The organism is Nostoc sp. (genome assembly GCF_036917355.1).
Classification (GTDB): domain Bacteria; phylum Cyanobacteriota; class Cyanobacteriia; order Cyanobacteriales; family Nostocaceae; genus Nostoc.
This window is the reverse complement of record NZ_JBALDP010000007.1, coordinates 40438-64786: the sequence shown is the minus strand read 5'-3', so window position 1 is coordinate 64786 and position 24349 is coordinate 40438. Positions and strand designations below refer to the sequence as shown.

At 37.5% G+C, this 24349-nt stretch carries 20 protein-coding genes; 16 read left to right on the top strand and 4 right to left on the bottom strand.

Features of this window, described 5'->3' with window-relative positions; all coding sequences use genetic code 11:
* Positions 1-34: 34 nt before the first annotated feature.
* Entirely contained in the window at positions 35-388 is a 354-nt protein-coding gene (locus tag V7K53_RS01815; RefSeq protein WP_335195966.1) for a type II toxin-antitoxin system HicB family antitoxin, read from the bottom strand.
* Positions 389-530: 142 nt separating this feature from the next.
* Here V7K53_RS01815 and V7K53_RS01810 point away from each other — a divergent pair, with 142 nt between their 5' ends.
* The gene (locus V7K53_RS01810; RefSeq protein WP_335195965.1) at positions 531-1313 is read left to right on the top strand and encodes a 2-phosphosulfolactate phosphatase; all 783 of its coding nucleotides are present in this window, start codon (positions 531-533) and stop codon (positions 1311-1313) included.
* 166 nt (positions 1314-1479) lie between these two features.
* Here V7K53_RS01810 and galE read toward each other — a convergent pair whose 3' ends face one another.
* Positions 1480-2496 carry a UDP-glucose 4-epimerase GalE gene (galE, locus tag V7K53_RS01805; protein WP_335195964.1) on the bottom strand — a complete coding sequence of 339 codons (1017 nt, stop codon included), beginning with the start codon at positions 2494-2496 and terminating at the stop codon, positions 1480-1482.
* 10 nt (positions 2497-2506) lie between these two features.
* Positions 2507-3919, bottom strand: a complete 1413-nt coding sequence (locus tag V7K53_RS01800; protein WP_335195963.1) for a sugar transferase — start codon at positions 3917-3919, stop codon at positions 2507-2509.
* 827 nt (positions 3920-4746) lie between these two features.
* On the opposite strand from V7K53_RS01800, the gene V7K53_RS01795 reads away from it, so the two are divergent.
* The 15 genes from V7K53_RS01795 (at position 4747) to V7K53_RS01725 (ending at position 22206) form a co-directional block, all read left to right on the top strand.
* On the top strand, positions 4747-6927 hold the full coding sequence (locus tag V7K53_RS01795) for a GumC family protein (RefSeq protein ID WP_335195962.1): 2181 nt from the start codon (positions 4747-4749) through the stop codon (positions 6925-6927).
* 58 nt (positions 6928-6985) lie between these two features.
* The gene (locus V7K53_RS01790; RefSeq protein ID WP_335180285.1) at positions 6986-7828 is read left to right on the top strand and encodes an ABC transporter permease; all 843 of its coding nucleotides are present in this window, start codon (positions 6986-6988) and stop codon (positions 7826-7828) included.
* 40 nt (positions 7829-7868) lie between these two features.
* Entirely contained in the window at positions 7869-9200 is a 1332-nt protein-coding gene (locus tag V7K53_RS01785) for an ABC transporter ATP-binding protein (protein WP_335195961.1), read from the top strand.
* Positions 9201-9289: 89 nt separating this feature from the next.
* Positions 9290-10525, top strand: coding sequence for a glycosyltransferase (locus V7K53_RS01780; protein WP_335195960.1), 1236 nt, complete (start codon positions 9290-9292; stop codon positions 10523-10525).
* Between the two features lie 92 nt (positions 10526-10617).
* Positions 10618-11553: an NAD-dependent epimerase/dehydratase family protein gene (locus V7K53_RS01775; RefSeq protein WP_335195959.1), complete on the top strand. Its 936-nt coding sequence runs from the start codon at positions 10618-10620 to the stop codon at positions 11551-11553.
* Between the two features lie 41 nt (positions 11554-11594).
* The gene (locus V7K53_RS01770) at positions 11595-12326 is read left to right on the top strand and encodes a methyltransferase domain-containing protein (RefSeq protein ID WP_335195958.1); all 732 of its coding nucleotides are present in this window, start codon (positions 11595-11597) and stop codon (positions 12324-12326) included.
* Positions 12323-13360, top strand: coding sequence for a polysaccharide deacetylase family protein (locus V7K53_RS01765; RefSeq protein WP_335195957.1), 1038 nt, complete (start codon positions 12323-12325; stop codon positions 13358-13360). The genes V7K53_RS01770 and V7K53_RS01765 overlap by 4 nt, the downstream gene beginning before the upstream one ends.
* The gene (locus V7K53_RS01760) at positions 13353-14315 is read left to right on the top strand and encodes a glycosyltransferase family 2 protein (RefSeq protein ID WP_335194845.1); all 963 of its coding nucleotides are present in this window, start codon (positions 13353-13355) and stop codon (positions 14313-14315) included. The genes V7K53_RS01765 and V7K53_RS01760 overlap by 8 nt, the downstream gene beginning before the upstream one ends.
* 129 nt (positions 14316-14444) lie before the next feature.
* Positions 14445-15458: a glycosyltransferase family 2 protein gene (locus V7K53_RS01755; RefSeq protein WP_335194843.1), complete on the top strand. Its 1014-nt coding sequence runs from the start codon at positions 14445-14447 to the stop codon at positions 15456-15458.
* 158 nt (positions 15459-15616) lie between these two features.
* Positions 15617-16534, top strand: coding sequence for a glycosyltransferase family 2 protein (locus tag V7K53_RS01750; RefSeq protein ID WP_335195956.1), 918 nt, complete (start codon positions 15617-15619; stop codon positions 16532-16534).
* Positions 16535-16572: 38 nt separating this feature from the next.
* A complete protein-coding gene (locus tag V7K53_RS01745) occupies positions 16573-17835 on the top strand; it encodes a glycosyltransferase family 4 protein (protein WP_335194839.1) in 1263 nt (420 codons plus the stop codon).
* 175 nt (positions 17836-18010) lie between these two features.
* Positions 18011-19369 (top strand): hypothetical protein, encoded by a 1359-nt coding sequence (locus V7K53_RS01740; protein ID WP_335195955.1) that lies wholly within the window; start codon positions 18011-18013, stop codon positions 19367-19369.
* Position 19370: 1 nt separating this feature from the next.
* Positions 19371-20135, top strand: a complete 765-nt coding sequence (locus V7K53_RS01735; protein WP_335195954.1) for a glycosyltransferase family 2 protein — start codon at positions 19371-19373, stop codon at positions 20133-20135.
* A gap of 164 nt (positions 20136-20299) precedes the next feature.
* A complete protein-coding gene (locus V7K53_RS01730; RefSeq protein ID WP_335195953.1) occupies positions 20300-21280 on the top strand; it encodes a glycosyltransferase in 981 nt (326 codons plus the stop codon).
* A 50-nt stretch (positions 21281-21330) separates the two neighbouring features.
* On the top strand, positions 21331-22206 hold the full coding sequence (locus tag V7K53_RS01725) for a glycosyltransferase (protein ID WP_335195952.1): 876 nt from the start codon (positions 21331-21333) through the stop codon (positions 22204-22206).
* Positions 22207-22473: 267 nt separating this feature from the next.
* On the opposite strand, the gene V7K53_RS01720 is transcribed toward V7K53_RS01725, so the two are convergent.
* Positions 22474-23598 carry a glycoside hydrolase family 2 TIM barrel-domain containing protein gene (locus V7K53_RS01720; RefSeq protein WP_335195951.1) on the bottom strand — a complete coding sequence of 375 codons (1125 nt, stop codon included), beginning with the start codon at positions 23596-23598 and terminating at the stop codon, positions 22474-22476.
* Between the last annotated feature and the right edge of the window lie 751 nt (positions 23599-24349).

Below are 24349 nucleotides of genomic sequence, written 5' to 3'. Positions count from 1 at the left end.
TCGGGGTCATGCTTTATAACTGCTGAAATGCTTATCATATATACATTTTCGCAGTTTTTGACCCCCTTTTTTTATCTCTTTGTGAGAAATCCGGGATTTGATCAAATTGCGAATCATCTTTATATTTACCAGCTATTTTTAACCAAGGGTTTTCTACTATTTGGGGTACTTCAATTGCTAAAGTGACTATCTTGGCAGATTCTAAACGATGTTGCAAACTTTGACTCAGTTTTTCTATTGCTTCTGTTTCTGTGTTTCCTAAACCTTGACAGTCTGGTAAACCCAGCAATGTTGCTTTAACTGTACCATCTGGTTGATTTTCAATCAGCACATCATAATTTAACTTGGGTACAGTATTGTTAGGATAAGTTGTTACAGTTAAATTCATAATATTTTTAACCTTGAAGTTTTATATTGATTATAACTGCTGACCTACTTACTGCTAACTTGAGATTTTGTACGTGTTAGCGTAGCGTTTCGTAGATGACTACAAACCTTTAAAAATTTACACTGCCTTACTTATCTATGGTTTGATTTTTATCATATTGTCTTTTGCGATCGCACCAATGATTTACAACCAATCAGAGTTTAATTTACGCTGTGAATGGGGATCGCAAGGAGTTGCTCAACTTGCTCCCATCAGTGATGTAGTTGTGATAGTTGACGTTCTCTCTTTTTCTACCTGCGTAGAAATTGCCACCAACAACGGCGCGATAATTTTTCCCTACGCATATAGAGATGAATCAGCCATAGATTATGCCAAGTCAGTACAAGCAGAATTGGCAAGTCATAGACAACGTTGGACTACAACTGGATATTCTCTCTCGCCAAAATCGGTAGCTGAAATTCCTGCTGGAACCAGACTAGTTTTACCATCACCTAATGGTTCTTTTCTGACATTACATACAGGAAATACACCAACTTTGGCTGGCTGCTTGCGAAATTGCCAAGCTGTAGCGCAGTTTGCTCAAAAGTATGGCGACAAAATCGCTGTAATTCCTGCCGGTGAGAGGTGGAAAGAAGATGCTAGCCTCCGCCCTGCATTTGAAGATTTAATTGGTGCTGGGGCAATTCTCAGTTATTTAGATGGCAGTCTATCACCAGAAGCCGAAGTTGCTGTAACAACATTTCAGGCTTTCCAGCAGGATTTATTGGGGTACTTGAAAAAATGCAGTTCGGGTAAAGAGTTGATTGAAAAAGGTTTTGAGTCAGATGTTGAACTATCCGCCACCTTTAACATCAGCAATTGCGTGCCTTTATTTAAAGATAATGCCTATATCAACGTAAGTTCGACGAACCTCTCTCTGCCTTGAATTAAAGTTAAAGTCTGTGCTTCTCCAATTCCAAGAGGGACGGTTTTGTGTAGTAAAACCTCTAAGAAATTTTTTGATTGAGTCAATTATAGGGACACTATATGAGCCGTCGAATTCACATTATCTAAATTCTAGGAACAAGGTTAATTTGGTGTCACAGTTCTAATTATGCGTACACCATATTTATATACCTTTGGCTTGCCAAATTACTCTTGTGTTTTTCCCAAGCAATGGTTGTGTTGATAATCTCGTCTAAATCATTGTGTTTTGGTTGCCAACCCAAAACCCTATAGATTTTATCAGCACAAGCTGCAACACAGGCAGGATCGCCTGGACGACGTGGTGCGGCAATCACGGGAAAATCTACACCAGAAATAGCCTTGACTCTTTCAATAACTTGTCGCACGCTGTATCCTTGCCCATAACCGCAGTTGAAAATTTGGCTTTCCCCTCCTTTTTCTAAGTAATCCAAAGCATCTAAGTGAGCAGTCGCCAAATCTTCAACATGGATATAGTCTCGAATTGCGGTTCCGTCGGGCGTAGGAAAATCAGTACCAAAAATTCGGACTTCTGGCTTGCGCTTGAGTGCTGCATCACAAGCAGCTCGAATTAAGTGAGTGGCATTCGGTGACATTTGCCCTAATAGTCCACTTGGTTCAGAACCTGCTACATTAAAGTAACGTAAAATTACGTAGTTTAGCGCAGATACTGCTGCATAGTCCTGGATCAGCCACTCACTCATCAACTTTGAACGTCCGTAAGGATTAATGGGGTGTGTAGGATTCGACTCAGTAACAGGATTGTCTTTTACTTCCCCATAGACTGCGGCTGTGCTGGAAAAAATGAACTTGTTAACACCCATAACGCTACAGCAACGCAGCAAATTTAAGGTGTTGCGGGTGTTGTTGGCGTAGTAGTCGAGGGGATGAGCTACTGATTCTGGAACAATCAGACTAGCGGCAAAGTGCAAAACTGCGCTGAATTTATGCTGGGCAAAAACTTGATAAAGATGCCCACTGTCTACTAAATCGCCAATAATTAGTTTCCCGTGTAGTACTGATGCTGGTGAACTTGTAGAGCAGTTGTCGTAGACCACGACATCATAACCAGCTTCTCCTAGTTGACGAACTACATGGGAGCCAATGTAACCAGCACCGCCAGTTACCAATATTTTCTTTTTCATTTCTTTTTCCTTATCTACCTTTACCTAACAAAACAACTCGAATCGTTTTGAAGGCGATCGCTAAATCCAACCAAATGGAATAATTTTTGATGTAGTACAGATCGTATGAAAGCTTTTCGTAAGCATCTTCTATGGATGCTCCATAGGGATACATAACCTGTGCCCAGCCTGTAATTCCAGGTTTGACCAAATAGCGAACTTCATAGTAGGGAATCGCTTCTTTGAGTTTGACATCAAATTCTGGTCGTTCTGGACGAGGCCCAATCAGACTCATTTCACCCCGTAAGACGTTCCATATTTGAGGTAATTCATCAATACGCAACAAACGTAGCCAGTATCCGACTCTGGTGATTCGTGAATCGCGTTGACTAGCCCACTGCGCCCCCAACTTTTCTGCATCCTGATACATAGAGCGAAATTTATAAACTCTAAATGGTTTACCGTGTAACCCACTTCGCTGCTGACTGTACAATACTGGGCCAGGGCTATCTAGCCTAACTAGTAATGCAACCAACAACAGAAGTGGTGCAACTAATACTAGTAAAAAGAGTATCAAGATGATATCGACAGCTCGCTTCAGTTTCATACTGAAGTAACCAGGCATTAGGTTAAAACCATCACTAAAAGCCAACCATTTGTCTTGTAACAGCGACGAAGGTAGTTTATACCAAAATGTTTCGTAAACATCTGGCAATGTATAAACCGGAATGCCTCGCAACCGCATCTGCATTAACTGTTGTGCTTGAGATTTGGAAAAGTTTATCTGGGCTGTAACTATTACCCCAGACCAGGATTCTTGACTCCATTGCGACAAATCCCTCAGGCTTCCCTGATGACTCAGATTTCTTTTTGGTAAGTCTATAGTTTTTTGGTTTTCCTCTGCTAGAACAGTCAATTTCCCTAAAGGATTCAGTCCTAGCAATTTTTGTGCAAATTTGATCGCATTATCCCCGCCTCCTAGTATTAACCAACGGCTTTTCAGAGCGTGCGATCGCACCCATCTCACTGCTACCACGCGCAATATTATTGCCCAGATAGTAAAGATTCCTAAGCTAGGTAAAAAGACACTCCGCCACGTTACCGGATTCTGTTGGGCAATACCTGACAAGTAAATTAGGGCAGAAATAAAGAATGCGATCGCAATGCTACAAATAATAATTCGAGCGGGCGCTCTTAAACCTGAAATTTGCCGATCTGGATGGTAAGCATCTGCTAAATAAAATGCTGCAAGTATCATGCAGACAAATGTATAAGGCAACGGATTTAGCCAATGTAAGGGTTGATCTAAACGCAACCATTGTGCGATCGCTAAACAAATTAGCAACCCAAAAATATCCCCTAACAAAAGCAGTATCGGTAGGCTGCGGACTATATTTGGCAGCCTAGTATTGGTAGGTAAACTAACATAACTTGTGGAAGTCATTGGTTTCTATTATTCTTCAGTATCCTGATATCGATTTCTTCGTTAAAACCAGCAAGAGATTCAAAGAAGGGAATATTAAAGACTGGCCGTATTGTGCCAAAGCATACAAAAACAATAAATTTTCGTATGCTCTGTTTGTCAAAGAAATTGGAGATTAGGTATTACAAACTAGGAGGGGAACTATCTGTGCGTCGGTATAGCATATCTGTAGGATATACATCCTAACTTGCATTGGCTGTACTAACTACACTACGGCTTCAAGGTTGTTGTTTTGACATTTGCATTATGCCATGAGTGTAGTCAATCTGAACTTTATATTTAATTTATTTATTAGCGTATATTTACTGCTAAAGTAAGTGTTTACAGAGTAACAAAATAACAAAAAATCTTATACAAGCTGTTGAAATGCTGTTAGTAAATTAATATAAAGGAAGTAAGTGGGTGGAAAAAAACATAATCATGTTAACAAAGATAAATGAGGCTCAAAGCTTCTTCTCTTCTATATCTTGCCTTCTACCTCCTACCCGATCTCAACTACAAATATTTACCTCCTTCTACTTAATGAGTGGAAATAAATGCTTTTCAATATAATCTAAAGTTATAGAAAAAAAATTAAAAACACCTTGACATTCAGATAATATTTCTGGGATAAATCTAAGGAAATCTAATAAAAAGTAAACACTTGAGAGAATACGGGCAATTGTATTATGATTTTTTATACAGATAATTAGTAATTAATCCTAATTATGTCCAAATGACTATCTTGGACTACCAAAATTGTGAAGCAAAATTAGTAAAAACAATTTCAGGTATTCGTAACATACTCCATGCCCTCTAACCAAGAAGACCAAAACTCCTTAGATTTGCAGCAATACTCGCTACTTCTGAAAAGGCGTTGGCTAATTATAGCTGCGGTTACTGCCTCTATTTTTGGGCTTTCAGCTTTAAATGCTATCAGGCAAAAGCCAATTTATGAAGCAGAAGGTAAGTTGCTTTTCAGTAAAACTGACCGCGTTTCTTCGCTGACAAATCCCTCAGCGCAAGTTGGGGAGTTGAGAAGTGTGACTGAACTCAACAGTCCGTTGGATACAGAAGCAGAGGTTATTCGTTCTAATCCAATAGTTGAAAAAACTATTGCTAGTCTCAGGTTGGTAGATAAGCAAGGAACACCCTTGGAAATAAATGAGTTTGTCAAACAAGTCAAAATTAAGAGTGTTCGGGGTACAGATATTTTGGCAATTTCGTACAGCAGCAGCAATCCAAAAGAAGCCGCAGATGTTGTGAATTCGCTGATGAAATATTACCTGGAGAACAATATTGCCATCAACCAAGCCCAAGCGACAGTGGCAAAGAAGTTTTTACGCAAGCAATTGCCTGAAGTTGAAGCAAGGGTAGCCAGATCGGAAACAGCTTTGCGTCGATTTAAAGAAGGAAATCGGGTAATCGCTTTAGAACAAGAAGCAACAAAAGGAGTGGACAAACTTGCGAATTTATCAGACCAGATTACCCAAACCCAGGCAAACTTAACGGATGCTGAGACTCGCTCACAACTTCTGCAACGTCAATTGAGATTGAATTCGCAGCAAGCTGTGGATATGGGGAATTTAAGTCAATCAAAAGCTGTGCAGGAGGTATTAACACAATACCAACAGGTGCAAAACCAGTTAGCAGTAGAAAAGACTCGCTATACAGACAAACATCCTGCGATCGCTAATTTGTTAGCAAAAGAAGCAGCCCTCAAAAAGCAGCTAGAGAGGCGAATTTTTGAGAATGCAGATAGAGAAAAATCTGTACCAGCCCAGAATTTAGGGATGGGAGAACTCAAGCAGACCCTAGTGGCCCAACTGGTACAGTCAGATGTAGAACGTTCAGCATTAGCTAACCGAATTACAGTTTTGCAGAATGCATACACACTTTCTCAAAGACGATTGAGTGTTTTACCTCAACTGCAAGAAAAACAGCAACAGCTAGAGCGACAGTTGCAAGTTGCTACATCTACTTATGAAGAACTGCTAAAGCGATCGCAAGAAGTCGATGTAGTAGTAAATCAGAATGTTGGTAATGCCAGAGTAATATCTGCGGCTTTACTTCCTAAACAAGCTGTTCCTTCCAAAATTGCCTTTCAACTAGCGCTGGGTGGATTTTTGGGAATTTTGCTGGGTGTAGGGGTAGCTTTGATCTTAGAAGCTATGGATCGATCCCTCAAAACTCTTGAGCAAGCCCAGCAGTTATTAGGTTACTCTTTACTCGGTACGATTCCTCATTTGGCTCAAAAAGCTAAAAACAGTGGGGAAGGTTTAGTCGTAGCAGTCAAAGATAATTCATATTCGGAAGCAAGTTCAGCCTTTGAGATGCTTCAGACGAACCTGGATTTTACTATCTCCGATCGACCACTAAAAGTAATTGCCGTAGTTAGTTCAGCTCCAGGTGAAGGTAAATCATTTGTAGCTGCAAATTTGGCAGTAGCTCAGGCACATATGGGGCGCAGAATCCTATTAGTAGATGCGGATATGCGTCACTCCTCTCAACAGGAAATCTGGAAACTATCTAACCCTGTCGGACTAAGTAATGTTTTAGTTGGTCAAGCAGAGTTTCGCAACGCCACCCAAGAAGTATTAGTTAACTTGGATTTATTAACGGCTGGGACCATCAACTCGAAACCCTCAGCATTGCTAGATTCGCAGCGTATGGCTTTGTTAATTCAAGAGGCAGTCAAAGACTATGATTGTGTGATTATTGATACTCCTGCCTTGAGTTTGTTTGGTGATGCACTCATGCTAGGCAAGATGGCAGATGGGATATTGCTAGTTGTACATCCTGGAGTGCTTGACCGTGCTGTTGCTAAGAGTACGAAACTCATGCTAGAGCAAGCGCGATCGCGTGTTTTAGGAATGGTGGTAAATGGGGTTACTGCTGAGAAGGCGTCTGGTTACTATCACTCTAGGGGGTCTGATGGTGGAAAAAGGTCTGCTTTGAGTCAGATAAATTTGCCTGGGATAAGAGCTTGATGAAGTTTATTTATTGACTTGACTATAGGTTAACTCTGGAGATAGGTGTATTTTCATGATGAGAAAACAGACGCTCGAGCCTCGGCAGAAATTAGTGATTAAGGCAGGGCGAATCGAGCAGCAGTATTGGCAGGATATCTGGAAATATCGGGAGTTGTTTTACTTCCTGGCTTGGCGAGACATCTTGGTGCGCTATAAGCAAACGGCGATCGGTCTGGCTTGGGCATTACTGCGGCCTTTTTTAACAACGATGGTGTTTACGCTGGTATTTGGGGTTTTACTCAAGGCACCGTCGGCAGGTGCGCCTTACCCGATTGTGGTGTTTTCGGCGATGTTACCTTGGCAGTTCTTTTCCAATGCCTTGAGTGAGTGTAGTAATAGCTTAATTAGTAATTCTAATTTAATTTCTAAAGTTTATTTTCCGCGTTTGATTGTGCCAACGAGTGCGGTGATTGTGAGTTTTGTGGATTTTATGATTTCTGCGATCATCCTGTTGGGCTTTATGGCGTGGTATAACTTTGTGCCGGATTGGCGAATTTTAACGCTGCCATTGTTTATTGCGATCGCATTTGCAGCGGCGATCGGGGCGGGGTTATGGCTGGCAGCATTAAACGTGGAATATCGTGATTTTCGGTATATTGTGCCGTTTCTTGTGCAGTTTGGACTCTATATCTCGCCGGTGGGTTTTAGTAGTAGCGTGGTGCCGGAACAGTGGCGACTGCTTTACTCATTAAATCCAATGGTAGGTGTGATTGATGGGTTCCGGTGGGCAATTTTGGGTAAAGACTTTGCTATTTATTTACCCGGATTTCTCTTGTCCGTGGGGTTAGTCATCTTAGTACTGATTACCGGGATTTACTATTTCCGACGGATGGAGCGCAAGTTTGCGGACATTATTTAGGTGCAGGGTTCCAGAGTTGTTAGCAGAGGTTGGAGGATATATGGCAGATACGGTGATTAAGGTTGAAAACTTAAGTAAGAGCTATGTGTTGAGCCATCAGCAGGAAGGATATCGCTATAAGGCGTTGCGCGATGTGATGGTGGATGGGGCGAAATCGATTGCGAAGACGTTGAACCCCTTTAATCAAAACGCAAAACGCAAAACGCAAAACTCGAATCGTGAGGAATTTTGGGCAGTCAAGGATCTGTCGTTTGAGATTAAGCAGGGCGATCGGGTTGGAATTCTTGGGCGGAATGGAGCGGGCAAATCGACGCTGCTGAAGCTTTTGAGCCGGATCACGGAACCTACTCATGGCAGTATTGAGATTACGGGGCGAGTGGCGAGTTTGCTAGAGGTGGGGACAGGTTTTCATCCTGAGTTAACGGGGCGGGAAAATATTTACCTCAATGGCGCGATTTTGGGCATGGAACGGCAACATATCAAACGCAAGTTTGATGAAATTGTTGATTTTGCAGAGATTGAAAAATTTTTAGATACGCCTGTTAAACGCTACTCTTCTGGGATGTATGTACGCCTCGCATTTTCGGTTGCGGCACATTTAGAGCCAGATGTTTTGATTGTGGATGAAGTTTTAGCAGTTGGAGATGCAAATTTTCAGAAAAAATGTCTTGGCAAAATGCAGGAAGTATCCAACGATCAAGCTCGAACAGTTATATTTGTAAGTCATAATATTGAAGCAATTCAACGGCTATGTTCTAAATGTTTGTTACTAAATAAGGGGCAGCTAATTAATTACGATAATACAAACAGTGTGATAACTCAATATTTATCTAGTAACTCTTATTCTTATCAAGCTTTACCGAACGAGTGGATAAATTTAAGTAATGTAACTCGAAATGGCAATGGACAGGCTCGTTTTATCTCTGTTAAATATAGGAGTTCAAAAAAAGATATTTCTTTTAATGCTTATTCAAATGGTGAACTTGAATTTCTACTGAATATTGAATCAGATTCCTCAAGAAATATTGGAAGTCTTGCAGTTGTTGTGTATAACCATTTTGGTATAAAGTTGGTAAATGCAGATATTGTATCGCTGGGACAAATAATATCCCTTCAGCAGGGCGAAAATATAGTTCAATTAAACATTGAAAAACTACATTTAAAATCAGGTACTTATGTCATTGGTCTTTGGCTTTCCGATTCTTCATTCCATACTATCTTTGATTATATTGAGTCGGCATTTGAAATAGAGGTGGTTGAACTTCCATCCGAAGAGTTTGGTATAGCATGTGACGGTTTAGTAACCTGTAACTTTCAAGTATTCTCAGCGCCAATCGCCGATTCAAATCTAAATTTAAAAACCTATAAATAATTACCTGAGAGACTTTTAGAGATAGTCTGATGTTTATTTAATACAAAAAAATACATCCATTTTGATACAAGATAGATAAGAGAGAAGGCATGGAAAAGCAAAATGTTCTTTATTTCACAAGTTATCCTTTAGACCCTAATAATGGTTGTGGAATAGCACTTTTAAATGATATTTTTCAATTATCTCAGATAGAAGACATCAACCTTTATGTTGCTGTTACTTGTAACGAAAGTAGTCAATCGGAAACTAGAGTACAATTAGAAAAACTTAAAGTTAAATATTACTTAACTACTCGATTAAGTCCTTGTGAAAAACAAGAAAGCTTATTAAAAGAAGTGGTAAAAATCTATAAAAGATTATTGTATAAATTACGATCGACTTTTAGTTTTCAGAATGTAACGTACTACAATTGGGATCGAGCAAAATATGTTTCTGAATATTTAACTGAACTCTGTGAAAAACTCTCAATTCAAATTGTTATTGTTGAACAACTATATAGTATTTTATGGTTTAAAAATTTCCTCAAACTTAAACAAAAAAAGATATACCTTGCAACTGATAAAGAGGCAGAATTTTTTAAGGCTCTTGCTCCCCATAATTGGTTCAATTACAAATCTCAATTTAGCATTTTTATTAGTTATTTAAGACTTAAGAATTTTGAAAAAAAAGTCTGTAAATTGACTGATAAATGTATATTTATGTCCGAAGCAGATATTCCCAACTATTTATTAGCTAATCAAAAAGTATCAATAAATTCACAAATACTTCCGCCTAAACTCGGCAGATGGCGTTATACAAATTCAAAGACAGTTTTCTTTGCGGGTAATATTAATTTCTATTTCAATTTTTTAGCTGTAAAATGGTTAATTTATGAATTATCTCCTAGATTATTAAGACTAAATAATACAATAAAAATTGTGATCGCTGGTACAGATTTTCATAATATACCCAAAGATTGGACTATAGAAAGTAACGTTCATATTCCTGGTTTTATTCCTAAAAAACAGCTTGAGGATTTGTTTGAGACTTCTGATATTTTTATATGTCCTATTGATAATGATTTTTCAGTAAAAATGAAATTAGTTGAATGTGTTTCTTATGGAATGCCTTTCTTGGCAACTGAGCCTTGTCTGAAAGCATTACCATATTTATCTGGCTTGCCAATTTTAGATATTAATAAACCTGAGGAAGCAGCAGCTTATATTTGTGATACTTTATTGAGAAAAGAAGTCTTAGAGCAATTAAATCACCGAATCTTAGAAGATGCTTTTAATTTTGCGAATACTCGAAAAGATTGGTGGACAAAAACTGTTTTAGATATGTAAATATTTAACTTTAAATATTGAGATAATTATCAGAATTAATTTATCTCAATTTATAAAAATTATCAAACACTAGTTATTACAACATAACCAAAATGACTACTTTCCATCAATCAGTTTTAGTTACTGGGGTAGCGGGATTTATTGGTCGTTACGTTGCTCGGTATTTCTCAGAGCAAGGTTGGTCGGTAATAGGCGTTGATAATTCGCCCCCTGAAAATGCTCCCATTCACAATTTAACAACCTATCATCGTCTCAAATTACCCGACCCCTCTTTAAATAACTTATTAAAGGAATATTCTCCTAACATTTGCATTCATTGTGCAGGGCGTGCCTCTGTTGGCTTATCGATTATTGAACCAGATATTGACTTTCAATCTAACACAGCTTTAACTTTTGAAATTTTAAATGCGTTGCGAATTAATGCGCCTAGATGTCGATTTATTTTTCTTTCTAGTGCAGCTATTTATGGAAATCCAGAGTCATTACCTATTGGAGAAACTCAACGCTGTAACCCCATTTCTCCGTATGGATTTCATAAGTTACAAAGCGAACAACTATGTTTAGAATTTAGCAAAGTTTATGATTTACCAACTGCAAGTGTACGAATTTTTTCTGCTTATGGCCCGGGTTTACGCCGTCAAGTTCTTTGGGATATTTGCCGACAAGCAATTTATCAACCCATAGTTAAGTTACAAGGAACTGGCAAAGAAAGCCGTGATTTTATTCATGTACTCGACATTGCCAAAGCTTTATTAGTAGTAGCAACTTCTGCACCAATGCAAGGAGAAACATATAATTTTGCAAGTGGAAGAGAAGTTACAATTTCAGAACTAGCGGAGATGGTGTTTAAATCCTTAGACTACAAAGGTAGTGTTGAGTTTGATGGAATGGTTCCTGTTGGAACCCCCATTAATTGGCAAGCTGATGTTACAAAATTAGGAAGTCTAGGAATAACCGATTTTTTATCTTTAGAACGGGGTGTCCGTGTTTATGCAAATTGGAGTTATGCAGAACTGTTGGGCATATAGTTCTTCTTTAAAAAAGCCATACTTATTAAAAGAATTTTTTCATGAACACAGAACAGTTAAAACTAATCGTCCAAAAGATATTACCATCTCCTACCCACCACTGGCTAAAGTCTCAATATAATAAGGTACGTCTGGGTACTCTGCAAAGCTTAAAACCTATAAATTCAGGTTGGGGTTTTGAACAAGGAAAACCAATTGACCGCTACTATATTGAGAATTTTTTGGGTCGCCATTCAAATGATATTCATGGGCATGTATTAGAAATTGGAGATAACTATTATACTCAGCAATTTGGAGGCGATCGCGTTACTAAAAGCGATGTATTGCACGTTCAAGATAACCCCAATGCAACAATCATCGCAGACCTAACAGATGCGGAACATATACTATCAAATACATTTGACAGCTTTATACTGGTTCAGACGCTTCAGCTAATTTACGAAGTGCGACTAGCGCTGAAAACAACCTACAGAATTATGAAACCAGGAGGTGTTGTTCTGGCTACGTTTCCAGGAATCACACCACTCAAAGATCAGGAATGGAACAATTGCTGGTGTTGGAATTTTACAGCCCTATCTGCACAGCGACTATTTGAGGAGGTTTTTCCTAAAGAGAATATTCAAATCGAAACCCACGGAAATGCTTTGGCAGCCACAGCTTTTCTTCAAGGATTGGTAGTTCAAGATATACCCAAGGGAAAGCTAGATTATCACGATCGTAGCTACGAGGTAACTATCACAGTCAGAGCAGTGAAACCTGAGGTGATGGAATGAAAATACCTGGAAGTGACAAATTGCGGCGAACAATTCGACGGCTCCAGAAAAATTTAGCATCTTCTAAGGGGCTGATTTTGATGTACCATCGCGTCGCTGAGGTAGAATTAGACCCCTGGAGTCTGTGCGTAACTCCCCAAAACTTCGCCGAACAACTAGAAGTTTTACAAAAATATTACCAACCCCTTAGCCTTAAGCAATTCGCGCAAGCGCATCGAGATGGCAACATTCCAGAGCGGGCAGTAGTTGTCACATTTGATGACGGTTATGCAGACAATCTCCATTATGCCAAACCAATACTTGAGCGCTATAGCATTCCAGCCACGGTTTTCGTAAGTACTGGCTACATAGGGAAAGAGCGTGAGTTTTGGTGGGATGAATTAGAACGGCTACTTTTGCAACCAGGCACATTACCTGAGAAACTTTCTCTGAATATTAATGGTAGCCTTTGTCACTGGGAGCTGGGTCAAGCAGCCAATTACACTCAACAAGACTATCAAAGCGATCGCACTTCTAAAGCCTGGGAAGCTAAACCCGGTTCTCGAATGTCTTTCTATTACTCAATTTGGCAAGTCTTACTACCTTTACCGGAACGGGAATGTTTAAAAGCTCTAGACGAGTTAGTAATTTGGGCTAATGCCGAATCTACAGTACGCAAGACTCACCGCTCCCTTTTACCGAAAGAGATTTGTGCTTTGGGGCAAGAGCAATTAGTAGAAATTGGCGCTCACACAGTTACCCATCCATTTCTTTCAGCACAATCAACAGAATTACAAAGGTATGAAATCCAGCAAAGCAAAGCTGCTTTAGAGGAGATGCTCAATTGTCCCGTGACAAGTTTTTCCTATCCATTTGGTAATTACACTCCAGAAACACTGGAACTGACTCGAACTACTGGATTTGACTGTGCTTGCACTACAACTGAAGACATTGTATGGCGACAGAGCAACAGTTTTCAATTGCCTCGCTTCGGGATTGAAAACTGGAATGGGGAAGAATTTGCCAAGCAATTAGCGAGGTGGTTTCATGGTTGAACAGATCAATAACAAACCGTTAGTTTCCTGCATCATCATCTTTTTGAACGCTGTTGAAAAGTTCTTTATAGAAGCAATAGAAAGCATTTTCGCTCAAACCTATGAGAATTGGGAACTTTCGTTAGCAGATGACGGTTCAGCCGACGAGAGTACAGCTATTGCGTTGCGATATGCCCAACAACACCCTGACAAAGTGCGCTATTTGGAGCATGAAGGTCATCAAAATCGCGGTATGAGTGCAACGCGCAATCTGGGAATTCGCCATGCAAAAGGTGAATATATTGCTTTACTAGATGCAGATGATATCTGGTTGCCACAAAAACTGGAGAAGCAGGTAGCAATATTAGAAGCTCACCCCGAAGCAGGTATGGTTTATGGCTCCACTCTGATGTGGTTTAGCTGGACGGGTAATCCTGAAGATGCGAAGCGCGATCGCCAACGAACTCTTGGTGTAAAACCTGATACCCTACTAAAACCGCCAACACTGATCAAGTTGTTTTTGAAAGGCAAAGCCGAAACACCAGGCACCTGTAGCGTCCTCATACGTCGCAAACTTGTTCAAGATGTCGGTGGCTTTGAGGAGTCCTTCCGAGGAATGTTTGAAGATCAAGCCTTCTTTGCCAAAGTCTGTGTCAAAGCATCTGTCTTTGTAGAAAGTGGCTGTTGGGATATGTATCGACAACACCCAAAAAGCTCCTGTTATATTGCACAAGTTTCAGCACAATACAATCCACTCAAACCAAATTCTACCCACTTAACTTTCTTAACCTGGTTAGAGGAATATTTGTGCGAACAAGGATACCAGGATACTGAGATTTTGCAAGCTTTAAATAAAGCATTATGGCCTTATCAGCACCCACGAATGTTCTACTTGTTGCAATTTTTTCCAGATGTTGCTCAGTCTCTTACGAGGAGTATTAAAAAAATTGTGAAATTCATATTTAGACATACTTAGCATAAACCTAGCGGCCTGTCCAGAATTAATTGACGGATAGTTTTTCACAATGACTTGAAGAAATTATTTAATTACAGCAATAAAAAAACAAATTAACTGAACACCTGAAGTGACGAAAAGCCAATTATTATGAATGAGCTATACCCTTTTCGATCTGTTATTCAACCTGTGCCCGATGGAGAACCACGACCTTTATGGTCAGTAATGATTCCCACCTACAACTGTGCAAACTATCTGCGTGAAACATTAGCAAGCGTTTTAGCGCAAGACCCAGGATCGGAGATAATGCAAATAGAGGTGGTTGATGACCACTCCACCAAGGACGATCCTGAAGCTATTGTTAAAGAATTAGCAGGCGATCGCGTTAGTTTTTATCGCCAGCCAGAGAATGTTGGACATGTTAAGAACTTTACCACCTGTCTACAGCGATCGCGTGGCAAACTCATCCATCTTTTGCATGGTGACGATTGCGTTCGGGAAGGTTTTTATCCCAAGATGCAACAAGCATTTGATACCCAGCCAGAAATAGGAGCCGCTTTCTGTCGTCACATCTTTATGGATGAGACAGGGCACTGGCGACACTTTTCTGAGATATTACAACCTCAAAGCGGCACAATTGATAATTGGTTGGAAAAAATTATAGTCAAACAATATATTCAAACTCCCTCTATTGTTGTTCGCCGACAAGTATATGAAAAGTTAGGTAGTTTTGATCGTCGGTTTCGTTTTTATTATGAAGATTGGGAAATGTGGGTGCGAATTGCCGCACAATATCCTGTATGGTATGAAGTTGAGCCACTAGCTATTTATCGGCTACATTCTGTATCTAATACTGGACAAACTGTGCGTACAGGTAAAAATATCCAAGAGGTACGCTGTGGGTTGGAAATTGTACAGTCTTATTTGCCTACTTATCTGCCACAATCAACAGTCGATCGCCTGATTGATGCCAATAAAAAACACTCGGCAATCTGCGCTCTCAGAACAGCCCAAAATATGCTAATGATTGGCGATTTACCTGCTGCGATCGCGCAAATTAAAGAGGCATTTAAATGCAGTATTTCACCAAAGGTTATGGCATATTTTATTTACTTTGCTACCCAAGCTGGATTGAAACGTTCCCTGTCATTTTATCGAAGTTAAATAAACTAAATAATACCAATTGTGGAAAGTAATGAGATAGTTACTCCAGTCATTGAAATGCTTCCAGGCTTATTTCTTGTTTTACGACTTTAGGACTTACGCACTGTAAAAACGCATTATCTCGTGTATCAACTTTCAAGAAGAAAGGTATTGTCAAAATGCAAACTCCAGTTGCGTTCATCATTTTCAATCGCCCAGATAGAACCGCAAAAGTGTTTGAGGCAATTCGCCAAGCGCGTCCACCGATACTCCTAGTTGCGGCGGATGGCCCTCGTGTAAATCGAACAGGAGAGTCCGAAAAATGTGCTGAAACTCGATCGATTATCGATCGCGTAGACTGGCCCTGCGAAGTCTTAACCAATTATTCTGACATCAATATGGGAATGAAGCAGCGGGAAGCTACTGCTTTTTCTTGGGTATTTGACATCGTTGAAGAAGCTATTCTTCTAGAAGACGACTGTTTACCTCATCCGACATTTTTTCCCTATTGCGAAGAATTATTGAGGTATTACCGTCATGATGAGCGGGTCATGACAATTTCTGGAGATAATACCCCCTTGGGCAATCCTAGAAATCGGCAGATTCAGGATAGCTATTACTTTTCGATTTATACCCGAACATGGGGATGGGCAACCTGGCGTAGGGCATGGCAACATTACGATCTGGAAATGAAAAAGTGGTCAACCATTCGCGACGAAGGTTGGTTGGAAGACATTCTCAGAGATTCCAGAGAAGTCCAATTTTGGCAAAACCAATTTCAATCTACCTATGATGGTTTTGATACTTGGGACTATCAATGGATGCTCTGTTCCTGGTTACAAAATGCCTTGAGCATTATCCCCACAGTTAATTTGATTAGCAATCTGGGATTCGATCTCGATGGAACTAATACAACAGATCGAGGCGATCCACGCTCCAATGTTCCGACACAAGCCGTGCAATTTCCATTACAACATCCGCCCTTCACAATCCCAGATCGCCAAGCCGATCGCTTCACAAGAGAAAATGTTTATATGCCAAGTCTCTTGAAACGTGTCCAGAGAAAGCTCAGAAAAACATTCAAAAATTTCAAATAATTTGTCGATCTATTAATGTTTAACCATTGAATCTACTTATGCAAATTATTCATACTAGTTATTCTGATTTATCTGGAGGTGCTGCTCGTGCAGCTTACCGGATTCATCGTTGTCTGTTACAGGCAGAAATAGACTCTCAGATGCAAGTTTTGTCAAAGACTTCTGACGATCCAACAGTTAGAGGTAATTCATTAAAAATCGGAAGAATAACAACAGAAATTCGCACAGGTATTGGTTTATTAGCCAAAAAAACCATCAAAAGTTCCGATCCAACGCGTTATTCGGCTGGACTTCTTCCTTCTAATTGGGTAAAATCTTTCCATGCCTCTGATGCAGATGTGATAAATCTTCATTGGGTAGGTGCAGAGACTTTATCCATTAGTGAAATTGGTCAGATTCGTAAACCGATAGTGTGGACGTTTCACGATATGTGGGCATTTTGTGGAGCAGAGCACTATACAAACGATGGACTTAATGCTCGCTGGCGTGAAGGTTATCGAGCAGACAATCGTCCACAAGACGAGTCTGGTTTCGATTTAAATCGTTGGACTTGGGAACGCAAGCAACGTAACTGGAAATATCCTTTCCATATTGTTTGTCCTAGTAACTGGCTAGCAGATTGCGTTCGCAATAGTGCATTGATGGCAGATTGTCCCGTCTCAGTAATACCATATCCCTTAGATTTAGATAGCTTTCGTCCGATTGAAAAAACATTAGCACGACAGCTTTTGAATTTACCTCAACAGCGATCGTTAATTTTATTTGGTGCCTTGGGTGGAACAAATGATCCTCGCAAAGGTATTGATTTATTATTACAAGCTACCAGTTTTCTGGAAAATCAAAAGTCAAAAGATATAGAAATTGAAATAGTAATTTTTGGGCAGTCACGTCCGCCACAAGTTCCTAAATTGGGTTTCCCAATTCGATACACAGGACATCTTGCTGATGATATTTCTCTCGCTCTACTCTATTCTGCCGCTGATGTTTTTGTTGCACCTTCTAGACAAGATAACTTACCGAATACAGTTGTTGAGGCAATAGCCTGCGGTACTCCTACTGTTGCCTTCAAAATTGGGGGAATGCCTGATTTAATTCAGCATAGGGTGTCAGGTTATTTGGCACAACCATACGAAGCAGAAGATTTAGCAACAGGAATTCAATGGGTTCTACAGCAACAAAAGGAAAGTAAATCTCTTAGTTTAGCAGCCCGCCGTCATGCAGAATATATGTTTGATCCAGTTCGGATTGCACAGCAGTACGTTGCGGTTTATAAGGAAGCAATGAATATACAAAAAAAGTGAGAACTATATAGGGCTTGCTGAAAAAGCCTCCACAGTCGCTTTAGAATCCACACAGCTTGATAAATACTAGCTTCGTAACCGAGTCTCATCAAATTCGTTTAGCAACCTCCCAGAGAAGTGCAAAAGTTTTGAGTCTATAGAGGTGATAATTTTGCACTTATAATATCTAAAAATTATGCTTCTTAAATTCATCCCAGAAAAAGATAAAATCCATTCAATACATAAAACTTTTTCTTTGTTTGGCAATTTTAAAAATTTTATTTTGATATTTGGTCTAGCTATTTGGGCTATTATTCCGTTATTAGGTGTAGTTTTTATACTTGCATATTGCCAAATTAATGTTTCCCAAAATCAAATAGTAGGAAACCAAAAACGTGTACTCAATATATTTCCAATCTTACTAGTTTTATTTACAGTAACTACATATATAGCCAGCTTTGAGCCATTTCAAGATACAATTGTATATCTTGATATTTATTCTTCGCTTCAGAAAGAAACAGGGTTGACTATTCCAGATATCGAACTAGAACCAGTCTCTTTCATTTTGCCTAAATATTTGAGTGTATTAATAGGGCCTAGTCAACTGAGTTTTTTATTCCTTCAATCTTTGAGCATGAATACGGCTTTCACCGTTTTATCCATGCTATTTATGCCCGATTTTTATCCATTAATCATATTAATTAATGTAACGACTCAAGGATATTATTTTCAACTATTTTGGATGAGGCAAATTTATTCATGGATATTTATAATACCTGCTATCTATATTGATAATTTTGCGATCGCTTGTCTTTGTATATATGTCGGCTATTGGACACACAAATCTTCTTTAATGTATATTTTTGGCATATTACCTGGACTATTCAAGTATAAATTTATTAATGCATTAAACCCATTCAAATCGTTTTCTAAATATTTGAATAATAGATTTAGTATTATTATTTGTTTTGGCTCGATACTTTTATTTTCATCAGTAATAATGAAATCACTGCTAAATTTGACAAGTTCATTATCATCTTTTGATGGTTCTGTATCTCAGAGAATCGATATTTATGGCGGTGGCGGTGATGATTACAGTTTTGGAGATAAGATTAAAAATCAAATACGCCCTATTCTTGATTATACTATTATCTCTATATTTATCTTGAGATCCGATCTAAGCAAAATAAATAGAGCATATAGCAAAACAAATAGAAGATATATAAGATGGATTACAACATTCTTTTTGCTTTTCTTACTTTATTTTGGGTCTTTAACGTATGGATTTAATTTGAGAATTACCAGTATCTTTTTTTGCATACCTGGTTTTTTTTATATTATCGCTCTCTCTTCCGACAAACTTGATAGTGCCTATAGATATGATACTTTTATATTTATGTTGGCAATTGTTTTCAGGATGATTTACTTTTTTGTTAGTATCACATCTCCTCAAAGCTACCTAACTTTTTGGAATGGTGAACCGCTAACTACACCAATCAGTGAATATTTTTACCTTTTTTATCAGTTTGTATTAAACCTCATTAATCATAACTAATATGAATAATTGCCAAGTATCGATAGTGACGATATCCAAAAATAATTATCAAGGATTAGAAAAAACCTTACAATCAGTTAAAGAACAAGACTATAAAATAATAGAGCATATCGTCATTGATGGAGATTCTGATGATGGAAGTAAAGAGTTTTTAGAGTCATATAACCATTCTAAAAGGTATCTTTATTTATCAGAACTAGATAATGGTATATCTAGTGCATTTAATAAAGGTTTAGAAAAAAGTAATGGGGATTTAATTTTCTTCTTAAACTCTGGAGACGTATTCTTTTCCAAAACAGTAATTTCTGAAGTTGTGCAAAGCTATATGCAACATAAATGGAAATGTGCTATTGGAGTCACAGTCACTACAAGTTTTGCTGGAGAAACCATATTTTATCGTCCGCCGCAACTGTCATCGAAGTTTCTAAAATACTTTATGTTTTTACCACACCAGGGTTTTTTCTGTGAAACTTCTCTACATAAGAATTACAAATACAATGAATATCTCAAAATTTCTATGGATTACGAGTTATTTCTACGAATGCTCAAAAATATAACAATCTTTTATTTACCTACAGTAATATCAATACGCGAACCTGGAGGTATTTCTAGCCAAACTCAAAAGAGAATTAGCGAGCATTCACAAATACGTTTGATTTACGCTAATAAAATGCATGAAAAATTGATAATTAGCATTTTGAATATATTGATTCTACTTAAAAATAATCTCAAAATTGACTCACCTTTTGCATCAAAAAATGAATAAATTAAATATTACATTAGCGAATATTTACTAAGACTTCAGTCACCTCAAATATTTATTTTAGAAATAACCGCGTTTTTATCAATTTGTGAATTATGCATATAATATATCTTTTTAGACCGAAAAATCCCAGAGTGCATCATTGCTCAGAATCTTTTTACAAAGCAATGACACCAAATACTGGTTCTGATATAGTTAGTTATTCTGTAAAATACTTGTATTCCGTCACTTTACGAGAAATTTGGTCATTAATCAAACAGTTACTGAGCTTAAATAAGGAAGAAAAAATATCAGTATTTTTCTTTTTAATCCAGTTAGATTACTTAGTATTAGCTTTAATTTTAAAAATAATTACTAAGTTTTTAAATAAGAACTTAGAAATTGTTTATTTAATGCATGAACCTAAGTTTGAAAAAGGAAGGATTAACCCTTTAAAAGCATATATTGTATTTTTATATCATTTAGTCTTTGGTTATATAGGAGATAAAATATTATTGCCTAGCAATGAGGCATATTTGAAAGCAAAAGACTTCGTTAATAATGATAAGCTTTACAAGTTAAACTTATCATTTATTTCTCTACCAGAAAATATTTTACAAAACAATTTAGCACAACTCAAGTATAGTTGGGATAATGAAAAAACTTTTTTATTGTTAGGTCGAGCAGATAGAGATAAAAACCCTCAAGGATTTTTATCTCTAGCAAGTATAATTAACAAAGATTACCCAAAACAAGCGAGATTTATTCGGGGTGGAAGCGAGAGGAACATACAAGTAAACTACGACGAAAAAGTAATAATTAGATTTCCTGGCTTCATTTCAAATAGTGCTAAAAGTTTTCTACTTGGTTTAAGCCACTTTGTTGTGATTCCCTACTCATTCTCAACTCAAAGTGGTGTGGTGACAGAGGCTTTGAGTTATGGAAAGCTTTTAATTATTAATGATATTCCTACTTTTTCATATTTAAAAGGTCTAAATTTTGTATTTTTTACTGATTTTAATGACGAAATCTCAATGTCAAAATGTATTCATGATTTATTTAGTATGAACATAAATGATTATGAAACCCGCTATTGGGAAGCAATAAGATACTTCCAAGAAAATCATTCAGAAGCTTATCTTTCAAAAACCTTGCAAGAAATTTTATAAACACATTTTTGTCTTTGAAATATTGAAATATACAGAGGTGAAATACATCCATGTCGAATACAGTATTTACAGTTTCTAGCAACATACAAGCAAGCATTACAGTGGGTATTCCTTTCTACCAAGGTAGCAATATTGCACATCTTCGTGCTGCTATTGACTCTATCCTATGGCAAAGTGTACCAGCAAAGGAAATTCATTTAATTCAGGATGGTTTGATTCCAAAAAATTTGGAGGAAACTGTTAATGAATATACTGCAACTTATCCCCATATAAAACACCTATTAATTTCTAAAAACATGGGTTTAGCTTATGCGCTTAATATCTCCATATTAAACTCGTCATCTAAATACTATGCAAGAATGGACTCTGATGACATTGCACATCCAGAGCGATTAAGTAAACAAATAGATTTTTTAGAAAATAACTTAGATATTGACATCTTAGGTACTTGTGCTTTTGTCTTTGAGGATGAATTCCCAAAAGAAAATTGCTCAATTAGGATAATGCCTGTATGTAATCAGGAGATACATGCACTGTTTCATTATCAAAATCCCTTGATACATCCATCTGTGATGTTTAGAAGTAGCGTTTTTGCTAAAACAGGACTTTATAACATGGAATTTCGTTCTGAATGTGATTTAGAATTGTGGGCAAGAGCATTAAAATTGAGAGTTGGTATTTCAAATTTATCTGAACCTTTACTTTATTATAGAAATACAGGCGTTATCAGTAGACGGTCTGCGGCTTTAGGACAGCAAATTAAAGCACGATATCAATACAATACTCTTTCACTAAAATTAAATATTCTCAAAGTAATGTCTTTACTATTTCGCATTCTTCCCTATCAAATGCAGGTTTGGGGATACAAAAAGTTTAAAAAAGAGAGAAATTTTCACCAAGATGCTCGTGAATTTTTAGTTAAATAGAAATCCAAGATTTATAATTAATTATATTCAAACTACAGGTATTAATTATTATCATAAAAATCGGTTTAATATCATATTAATCTCTAGCAAAAAAATATTTATCATACTGTATCTCTAAGTGGAACAACGCAATTAAACATAAGAAGATAGACATAACTACGCCACATAGCTCAAACTTATTCATCGCCGCTTATCGGAGTTAAGAGATATGGGATAAGAAGTTTGAAGAATTTAGACGTCTTATATCTAATTACTAAGCTCATTAACTTATCTTACTTGATACAACTTTACTTCATAAGGATTTAAACGAGTACTGAAACTTGCATCAGGAAATAGATTATTAATAGTTTTTCCATTTAAAGTAACTATTTTACCAGCTAAACTCTGAGTCAGTTTTACTACGAAATTTATTTTAGTTGAAGTGTGATTAATAGCTATAATTAAAGATTTTGTAGTATTAGGAATAGGAAATAATTTAACTTCTATATTTGGGTTATTTACTTGTACTGGATTACTGAAATCTTCTCCTCTAACGATTGCAGGAATGTAATCTCGGAATTCTTTAATAGTAGGATACAAAACTGATTCATTCCAGGAAGGTGAAGAGAGGTAGTGTATCCAAAATAGCAGCCCATCAGCCCCTATAAAGACTGATAAATAAAACATATAGCGGAACTCCAACTTTGTTGGTAATCGAAAATCGGTCTGATTTCCTCTATAAGCTTGTATTACGTTCCAAAATTTTTTGTTTTTAACATCAGCAAGTGAAATGACTTCGTAGAGTGCTTTTCGGTAAAATAATACCCATTGGAATTCTACAACTCCGTCTTTGCAAGGATAACAATCCCACATTAGTATATCCATTGCATCGCTATAAGGTTCAATTTTTTCTATTTTGGTAAAAACTAATGCTACTGGCTTTGATTTATCTTCTTCCTTAATAGCTTTGTATACCTTTTTTAACAAATTTGGAGAAAGTGGTGTAGGTTTTTTTATTTCCGGTTCATCATAAAGATACCAAGCATAAACGGAGGGATGGTTTTTATAAGTACGAATAAAGTCTTTTACTCCTGAAATATTTTCTGATTCGATTAAATTACGAGGAATCTCAAGCAGGATTTTTATTGGTGTTTTTTTAGAAGCATCCAAAAATGCCTGTATTTTTGCCTTGCCCTCTTTTTCAACATAGGGCATTAATAAGTCAATTCCTTTAGAAGATGCTTTGATTGGTACATCCATATTATTGATATTGTCATACCAACCTAAGAAAAAGGGTAGACTTCGTTTCCGATTAGTTAAATATTTTTTGGGATTTAAACTCACAAGTACGCTGCTAGTACTAGCTACTACAAAACCAGGAATTAAAGCTATAAATTTACGTCGCGTTATCATTATCAAATATTAAATTTCAGAACAAGCTTAATTAAACATCACATTGATTGGTTTGGCAATATTTGGTATTATCTATGAACCATTGCAACTTATTCAAGGACATTTGATGACCTACCTCATACCTCAGTAGCGATGTAAGCAAACGTTTATCCGCGATAAAACTGGTCACGTCCAATTTTGGTGATATATGCTGATCCTCTGAAAATCATTGGCAATATTTAGAATTATAAATATCTTGTAACAGTTTCACTGCGTTAGCATTTTTTGTAGTGAATTTGAGGCGATCGCTACCACTAACAGTTATGCTTTCTTTAGTCACTGCCCTTTTTAAGAAGTGACATCAGCATAAAAGTATAAATTTATAAATGTCCCTTTCTGCCCTCGTAGTCCTGGGCTTCACTGTTGTATACCAGAGTTGGTATTTGAGGTCTAGTCTTTGCTCACTTGACAAGGTGCTGATGTTTTCTCTAGAAGCGCATTTGCCGGAGTGGCAGCGAAAATAATTGCGATCGCAGATAGGCTAGCATTGAAGAAATAGTTCAATTTACAACTTTTACCTATCGTATTTACCCTGTATGTAAATACTGACTATTTGCAGATTAAACCACCACAAATTAAGAATTACTTACCATACGGTGTAAATTCCGAATATGAGTTAACTGGTAGCAAAAATAACTTAAATCGATTAATAAACACTGTCCGGTGACTAAGTGCAACCTTTAATTAATCCATAGCTAATTCTCTGCGTGCT